Origin of the sequence: Exiguobacterium sp. A1_3_1 (assembly GCF_048985645.1) — a bacterium.
Classification (GTDB): Bacteria; Bacillota; Bacilli; order Exiguobacteriales; family Exiguobacteriaceae; genus Exiguobacterium_A; species Exiguobacterium_A indicum.
This window is the reverse complement of the sequence record NZ_WBYY01000328.1, coordinates 1-756: the sequence shown is the minus strand read 5'-3', so window position 1 is coordinate 756 and position 756 is coordinate 1. Positions and strand designations below refer to the sequence as shown.

The 756-nt window shown below is 38.1% G+C and carries 1 protein-coding gene; it reads right to left on the bottom strand.

Features of this window, described 5'->3' with window-relative positions:
- The coding region (locus F8N00_RS18200; RefSeq protein WP_421018772.1) for an N-6 DNA methylase at nucleotides 1-756 on the bottom strand (756 nt) is incomplete at both ends.

Genomic DNA, 756 nt, shown 5'->3' with positions numbered 1-756 from the left:
ACCCAATACCACCTAACACCGTACGAATCTGCTCTTCTAATTCTTTTGATTTTGAAAACTGCTCTGCTAATTCACTTGTTAATCGTTCCATTTTTTCTTCAAATAACTCCCCGTCATCTTCTTGTTCAGCTAATCCTACATAGCGACCAGGAGTTAACACGTGATAGTGCTCACGAACTTCTTCAATAGTTGCTTCTTTACAAAAACCTAATTCATCTGTATATTCTTGTTCATTTGTTCCGCGCCATGCATGGAAGGTTTCAGCGATTTTATTAATGTCTTCTTTGCTGAATTCTTTATGTGTTCGATCTGCCATGAACCCGAGTTGACGGGCATCAATAAAGAGAATTTTATTATCCCGTTCACGCTTACCTGTTTTCATTTTGTTTTTCGAAATAAACCAAAGACATACAGGAATTTGCGTTGAGTAAAATAACTGACCTGGTAGTGTAACAATGCATTCTACTAAATCATTTTCAATTAGATTTTTACGGATTTCACCTTCGCCACTTGCGTTAGATGACATTGATCCATTCGCTAAGACAAAACCTGCTGTTCCAGCGGGAGCTAGTTTCGAAATCATATGTTGCACCCAGGCAAAGTTAGCATTATTTTGTGGCGGAATTCCATATTTCCAACGTACGTCATCCTGTAACTTGTCTCCACCCCAGTCTTTAATATTGAACGGCGGATTTGCCAGAATAAAATCAGCTTTTAGTCCTTTGTGTACATCATTCAAAAATGTATCAGCTTGAT